Consider the following 7,500-nt stretch of genomic DNA (forward strand, 5'->3'; position numbering starts at 1 on the left):
ATTACCATCGGGGGTAGAGCACTGTTTTGGCTAGGGGGTCATGGCGACTTACCAAACCAAGGCAAACTCCGAATACCGATGAGTACAGCTTGGGAGACAGAGCACCGGGTGCTAACGTCCGGACTCAAGAGGGAAACAACCCAGACCGCCAGCTAAGGTCCCTAAAATTGGCTAAGTGGGAAACGAAGTGGGAAGGCTAAAACAGTCAGGATGTTGGCTTAGAAGCAGCCATCATTTAAAGAAAGCGTAATAGCTCACTGATCGAGTCGTCCTGCGCGGAAGATGTAACGGGGCTAAGCCAGTTACCGAAGCTGCGGATTTGCAATTTATTGCAAGTGGTAGGAGAGCGTTCTGTAGGCCTGTGAAGGTGGTGGTGTAAACCCTGCTGGAGGTATCAGAAGTGCGAATGCTGACATGAGTAGCGTTAAAGGGGGTGAAAAGCCCCCTCGCCGTAAGCGCAAGGTTTTCTACGCAACGTTCATCGGCGTAGAGTGAGTCGGCCCCTAAGGCGAGGCAGAGATGCGTAGCTGATGGGAAACAGGTCAATATTCCTGTACCGATTACAAGTGCGATGTGGGGACGGAGAAGGTTAGCTCAGCCAACTGTTGGATATGTTGGTTCAAGCCTGTAGTCATGCCTGGTAGGCAAATCCGCCGGGCTAAGATGAGGGGTGATAAGGAGTCTGCTTGCAGACGAACTGAGTGATACCCTGCTTCCAGGAAAAGCCACTAAGCTTCAGCTTGTAATTGACCGTACCGCAAACCGACACTGGTGCGCGAGATGAGTATTCTAAGGCGCTTGAGAGAACTCAGGAGAAGGAACTCGGCAAATTGATACCGTAACTTCGGGAGAAGGTATGCCCCTATTAGGTGAACTTGAACAAAGGGAGCCGAACGGGGTTGCAAAAAATCGGTGGCTGCGACTGTTTAATAAAAACACAGCACTCTGCAAACACGAAAGTGGACGTATAGGGTGTGACGCCTGCCCGGTGCTGGAAGATTAAATGATGGGGTGCAAGCTCTTGATTGAAGTCCCAGTAAACGGCGGCCGTAACTATAACGGTCCTAAGGTAGCGAAATTCCTTGTCGGGTAAGTTCCGACCTGCACGAATGGCGTAACGATGGCCACACTGTCTCCTCCTGAGACTCAGCGAAGTTGAAATGTTTGTGATGATGCAATCTCCCCGCGGAAAGACGGAAAGACCCCATGAACCTTTACTGTAGCTTTGTATTGGACTTTGAACAGATCTGTGTAGGATAGGTGGGAGGCTTTGAAGCCGGGACGCTAGTCTCGGTGGAGCCAACGTTGAAATACCACCCTGGTGTGTTTGAGGTTCTAACCTAGGTCCATTATCTGGATCGGGGACAGTGCATGGTAGGCAGTTTGACTGGGGCGGTCTCCTCCCAAAGCGTAACGGAGGAGTTCGAAGGTACGCTAGTTACGGTCGGACATCGTGATAATAGTGCAATGGCATAAGCGTGCTTAACTGCGAGACTGACAAGTCGAGCAGATACGAAAGTAGGACATAGTGATCCGGTGGTTCTGTATGGAAGGGCCATCGCTCAACGGATAAAAGGTACTCTGGGGATAACAGGCTGATACCGCCCAAGAGTTCATATCGACGGCGGTGTTTGGCACCTCGATGTCGGCTCATCTCATCCTGGGGCTGTAGCCGGTCCCAAGGGTATGGCTGTTCGCCATTTAAAGAGGTACGTGAGCTGGGTTTAAAACGTCGTGAGACAGTTTGGTCCCTATCTTCCGTGGGCGCTGCAGATTTGAGGAAGCCTGCTCCTAGTACGAGAGGACCGGAGTGGACACACCTCTGGTGTATCGGTTGTCACGCCAGTGGCATTGCCGAGTAGCTAAGTGTGGAAGAGATAACCGCTGAAAGCATCTAAGCGGGAAACTCGTTTCAAGATGAGATCTGCCGGGGCCTTGAGCCCCCTAAAGAGTCGTTCAAGACCAGGACGTTGATAGGTCAGGTGTGGAAGCGCAGTAATGCGTTAAGCTAACTGATACTAATTGCTCGTGCGGCTTGACCCTATAACTTTGATCACACATCGAAAGGTGTGCATTGGTCAGGGAAGTTATGCCAAGTTGACGCATTCAAAAAAGGTGAAAGACTGGGTGAGAGCCTGGTGAACAAGCCTAAAATCTGATTCGAAACTCTATGAATTCGTTGTCTTGACTTGGTCAAGATGACAACAAGTTATGCCTGATGACCATAGCAAGTTGGTACCACTCCTTCCCATCTCGAACAGGACCGTGAAACGACTTAGCGCCGATGATAGTGCGGATTCCCGTGTGAAAGTAGGACATCGTCAGGCTTCTAACAGCCCAAAACGCCTCACCATTCGGTGGGGCGTTTTCTTTAGAAGACATAAAAATCTTTTAAAGAAAGCGCAAAAGCGTGATACAATAGAAGGCTTCGCTGATCGCAGCGTAGCAAAACAAGGTGATGAAAGTTGCCCGGGTTCTTTAAAAATATACAGCCGATAAGCGTGGGCGTTTGATGGTGATTGCCAAGTTCTTCGGAACTTAGCTTTAATTAGCTAACAAACGCTCATGAAGTAAAAAAGATGTGGAAATCAGAGATGGTGACCACGTCGATTCCAATTTATGAGTTGGTCGAAAGGCCGAAAAAAATCAAGATCGAACTATAGAGTTTGATCCTGGCTCAGATTGAACGCTGGCGGAATGCTTTACACATGCAAGTCGAACGGTAGAGGGGGCAACCCCTCGAGAGTGGCGAACGGGTGAGTAATATATCGGAACGTGCCCAGTCGTGGGGGATAACGTAGCGAAAGTTACGCTAATACCGCATACGATCTAAGGATGAAAGCGGGGGATCGCAAGACCTCGCGCGATTGGAGCGGCCGATATCAGATTAGGTAGTTGGTGGGGTAAAGGCTCACCAAGCCAACGATCTGTAGCTGGTCTGAGAGGACGACCAGCCACACTGGAACTGAGACACGGTCCAGACTCCTACGGGAGGCAGCAGTGGGGAATTTTGGACAATGGACGAAAGTCTGATCCAGCCATTCCGCGTGCAGGATGAAGGCCCTCGGGTTGTAAACTGCTTTTGTACGGAACGAAAAGGTTTCTCTTAATACGAGGAGCTCATGACGGTACCGTAAGAATAAGCACCGGCTAACTACGTGCCAGCAGCCGCGGTAATACGTAGGGTGCAAGCGTTAATCGGAATTACTGGGCGTAAAGCGTGCGCAGGCGGTTATATAAGACAGATGTGAAATCCCCGGGCTCAACCTGGGAACTGCATTTGTGACTGTATAGCTAGAGTACGGTAGAGGGGGATGGAATTCCGCGTGTAGCAGTGAAATGCGTAGATATGCGGAGGAACACCGATGGCGAAGGCAATCCCCTGGACCTGTACTGACGCTCATGCACGAAAGCGTGGGGAGCAAACAGGATTAGATACCCTGGTAGTCCACGCCCTAAACGATGTCAACTGGTTGTTGGGTCTTCACTGACTCAGTAACGAAGCTAACGCGTGAAGTTGACCGCCTGGGGAGTACGGCCGCAAGGTTGAAACTCAAAGGAATTGACGGGGACCCGCACAAGCGGTGGATGATGTGGTTTAATTCGATGCAACGCGAAAAACCTTACCCACCTTTGACATGTACGGAAGTCGCTAGAGATAGCTTCGTGCTCGAAAGAGAGCCGTAACACAGGTGCTGCATGGCTGTCGTCAGCTCGTGTCGTGAGATGTTGGGTTAAGTCCCGCAACGAGCGCAACCCTTGTCATTAGTTGCTACATTCAGTTGGGCACTCTAATGAGACTGCCGGTGACAAACCGGAGGAAGGTGGGGATGACGTCAAGTCCTCATGGCCCTTATAGGTGGGGCTACACACGTCATACAATGGCTGGTACAAAGGGTTGCCAACCCGCGAGGGGGAGCTAATCCCATAAAACCAGTCGTAGTCCGGATCGCAGTCTGCAACTCGACTGCGTGAAGTCGGAATCGCTAGTAATCGTGGATCAGAATGTCACGGTGAATACGTTCCCGGGTCTTGTACACACCGCCCGTCACACCATGGGAGCGGGTCTCGCCAGAAGTAGTTAGCCTAACCGCAAGGAGGGCGATTACCACGGCGGGGTTCGTGACTGGGGTGAAGTCGTAACAAGGTAGCCGTATCGGAAGGTGCGGCTGGATCACCTCCTTTCTGGAAACTGCAATCTAAATTGAACGCTCACACTTATCGGTTGTTGGAAGGTTGTCGCTGACGACTAAGGCTTGGCCTGGTCATTGGTGACCGGCTTGGGTCTGTAGCTCAGTTGGTTAGAGCACTGTGTTGATAACGCAGGGGTCGTTGGTTCGAGACCAACCAGACCCACCAATCCTTCTGAGAACGAGCGCTGTTGGGCGTTCAGGGTAAGACAACGGGGGATTAGCTCAGCTGGGAGAGCACCTGCTTTGCAAGCAGGGGGTCGTCGGTTCGATCCCGTCATCCTCCACCATCACTTATCAAGACATCGGGTAGATGTTCATTCAAAACAAAAGTTGCTTTAAACAAGGCATATTTTGTGTTGATTGATATTGATCGATTGACAAGCGTCGCAAGACGCACGGCTGTTCTTTAAAAATTCATAGAGTCGAATCAGAGTTGCCAGGGGAAACCGCACATTCGTAAAGGTTTAGTGCGGACCGTGCCCCTGGTGACAATTTTTTGATTGCGTCAAAACGAATATTCAAACTACGTTTGAAATTCAAGTAAAGACGAATTGTTCTTTTGATATTGGATGGAAACATCCGGTGTTGAGGAATTATTCATTTACGGCATAACGCGTCAGGTGAAAGACCTGACAGACATTCCTTGAAAATAACGATGGAATCTCGCAAGAGAGTTCAAAGTTATAGGGTCAAGTGAATAAGAGCATGTGGTGGATGCCTTGGCAATGATAGGCGACGAAAGACGTGAAAGCCTGCGATAAGCTTCGGGGAGCTGGCAAATAAGCATTGATCCGGAGATTTCTGAATGGGGAAACCCACCCTTAGGGGTATCGCATGATGAATACATAGTCATGCGAGGCGAACCGGGTGAACTGAAACATCTCAGTAGCTCGAGGAAAAGACATCAACCGAGATTCCGAAAGTAGTGGCGAGCGAAATCGGAAGAGCCTGTTAGTGATAGCGCAATTGTTAGCAAAGCGGCATGGAAAGGCCGACCATAGTGGGTGATAGTCCCGTATGCGAAAACAAATGTGTGGTACTGAGCTAACGACAAGTAGGGCGGGACACGAGAAATCCTGTCTGAATATGGGGGGACCATCCTCCAAGGCTAAATACTCATCATTGACCGATAGTGAACAAGTACCGTGAGGGAAAGGCGAAAAGAACCCCGGGAGGGGAGTGAAATAGATCCTGAAACCGCATGCTTACAAAAAGTAGGAGCCTCGAAAGGGGTGACTGCGTACCTTTTGTATAATGGGTCAGCGACTTACATTCAGTGGCAAGGTTAACCGAATAGGGAAGCCGTAGAGAAATCGAGTCCGAATAGGGCGATCAGTCGCTGGGTGTAGACCCGAAACCAAGTGATCTATCCATGGGCAGGATGAAGGTGCCGTAACAGGTACTGGAGGTCCGAACCGACTAATGTTGCAAAATTAGCGGATGACCTGTGGATAGGGGTGAAAGGCTAAACAAACTTGGAAATAGCTGGTTCTCTCCGAAAACTATTTAGGTAGTGCCTCAAGTATTACCATCGGGGGTAGAGCACTGTTTTGGCTAGGGGGTCATGGCGACTTACCAAACCAAGGCAAACTCCGAATACCGATGAGTACAGCTTGGGAGACAGAGCACCGGGTGCTAACGTCCGGACTCAAGAGGGAAACAACCCAGACCGCCAGCTAAGGTCCCTAAAATTGGCTAAGTGGGAAACGAAGTGGGAAGGCTAAAACAGTCAGGATGTTGGCTTAGAAGCAGCCATCATTTAAAGAAAGCGTAATAGCTCACTGATCGAGTCGTCCTGCGCGGAAGATGTAACGGGGCTAAGCCAGTTACCGAAGCTGCGGATTTGCAATTTATTGCAAGTGGTAGGAGAGCGTTCTGTAGGCCTGTGAAGGTGGTGGTGTAAACCCTGCTGGAGGTATCAGAAGTGCGAATGCTGACATGAGTAGCGTTAAAGGGGGTGAAAAGCCCCCTCGCCGTAAGCGCAAGGTTTTCTACGCAACGTTCATCGGCGTAGAGTGAGTCGGCCCCTAAGGCGAGGCAGAGATGCGTAGCTGATGGGAAACAGGTCAATATTCCTGTACCGATTACAAGTGCGATGTGGGGACGGAGAAGGTTAGCTCAGCCAACTGTTGGATATGTTGGTTCAAGCCTGTAGTCATGCCTGGTAGGCAAATCCGCCGGGCTAAGATGAGGGGTGATAAGGAGTCTGCTTGCAGACGAACTGAGTGATACCCTGCTTCCAGGAAAAGCCACTAAGCTTCAGCTTGTAATTGACCGTACCGCAAACCGACACTGGTGCGCGAGATGAGTATTCTAAGGCGCTTGAGAGAACTCAGGAGAAGGAACTCGGCAAATTGATACCGTAACTTCGGGAGAAGGTATGCCCCTATTAGGTGAACTTGAACAAAGGGAGCCGAACGGGGTTGCAAAAAATCGGTGGCTGCGACTGTTTAATAAAAACACAGCACTCTGCAAACACGAAAGTGGACGTATAGGGTGTGACGCCTGCCCGGTGCTGGAAGATTAAATGATGGGGTGCAAGCTCTTGATTGAAGTCCCAGTAAACGGCGGCCGTAACTATAACGGTCCTAAGGTAGCGAAATTCCTTGTCGGGTAAGTTCCGACCTGCACGAATGGCGTAACGATGGCCACACTGTCTCCTCCTGAGACTCAGCGAAGTTGAAATGTTTGTGATGATGCAATCTCCCCGCGGAAAGACGGAAAGACCCCATGAACCTTTACTGTAGCTTTGTATTGGACTTTGAACAGATCTGTGTAGGATAGGTGGGAGGCTTTGAAGCCGGGACGCTAGTCTCGGTGGAGCCAACGTTGAAATACCACCCTGGTGTGTTTGAGGTTCTAACCTAGGTCCATTATCTGGATCGGGGACAGTGCATGGTAGGCAGTTTGACTGGGGCGGTCTCCTCCCAAAGCGTAACGGAGGAGTTCGAAGGTACGCTAGTTACGGTCGGACATCGTGATAATAGTGCAATGGCATAAGCGTGCTTAACTGCGAGACTGACAAGTCGAGCAGATACGAAAGTAGGACATAGTGATCCGGTGGTTCTGTATGGAAGGGCCATCGCTCAACGGATAAAAGGTACTCTGGGGATAACAGGCTGATACCGCCCAAGAGTTCATATCGACGGCGGTGTTTGGCACCTCGATGTCGGCTCATCTCATCCTGGGGCTGTAGCCGGTCCCAAGGGTATGGCTGTTCGCCATTTAAAGAGGTACGTGAGCTGGGTTTAAAACGTCGTGAGACAGTTTGGTCCCTATCTTCCGTGGGCGCTGCAGATTTGAGGAA

Annotated in this window: 2 tRNA genes and 4 rRNA genes (2 of these 6 only partly in view); all 6 read left to right on the plus strand. The window is 50.4% G+C overall.

From position 1 onward, the window contains the following. Positions 1 to 2,043, plus strand: a 23S ribosomal RNA gene (locus ACZ5VE_RS00725); it begins 837 nt to the left of the window's first position. 171 nt (positions 2,044 to 2,214) lie between these two features. Continuing rightward, positions 2,215 to 2,327 (plus strand): 5S ribosomal RNA (gene rrf / locus ACZ5VE_RS00730). Positions 2,328 to 2,654: 327 nt separating this feature from the next. After that, positions 2,655 to 4,185 (plus strand): 16S ribosomal RNA (locus ACZ5VE_RS00735). Positions 4,186 to 4,282: 97 nt separating this feature from the next. Next, positions 4,283 to 4,359, plus strand: a tRNA-Ile gene (locus tag ACZ5VE_RS00740). 45 nt (positions 4,360 to 4,404) lie between these two features. Beyond that, positions 4,405 to 4,480: transfer RNA gene (locus tag ACZ5VE_RS00745), tRNA-Ala, on the plus strand. A 400-nt stretch (positions 4,481 to 4,880) separates the two neighbouring features. Continuing rightward, a 23S ribosomal RNA gene (locus tag ACZ5VE_RS00750) occupies positions 4,881 to 7,500 on the plus strand; it runs 260 nt beyond the window's last position. The 16S, 23S and 5S rRNA genes sit together here with 2 tRNA genes alongside, the layout of an rRNA operon.

The organism is Limnohabitans sp. INBF003, from assembly GCF_055396645.1.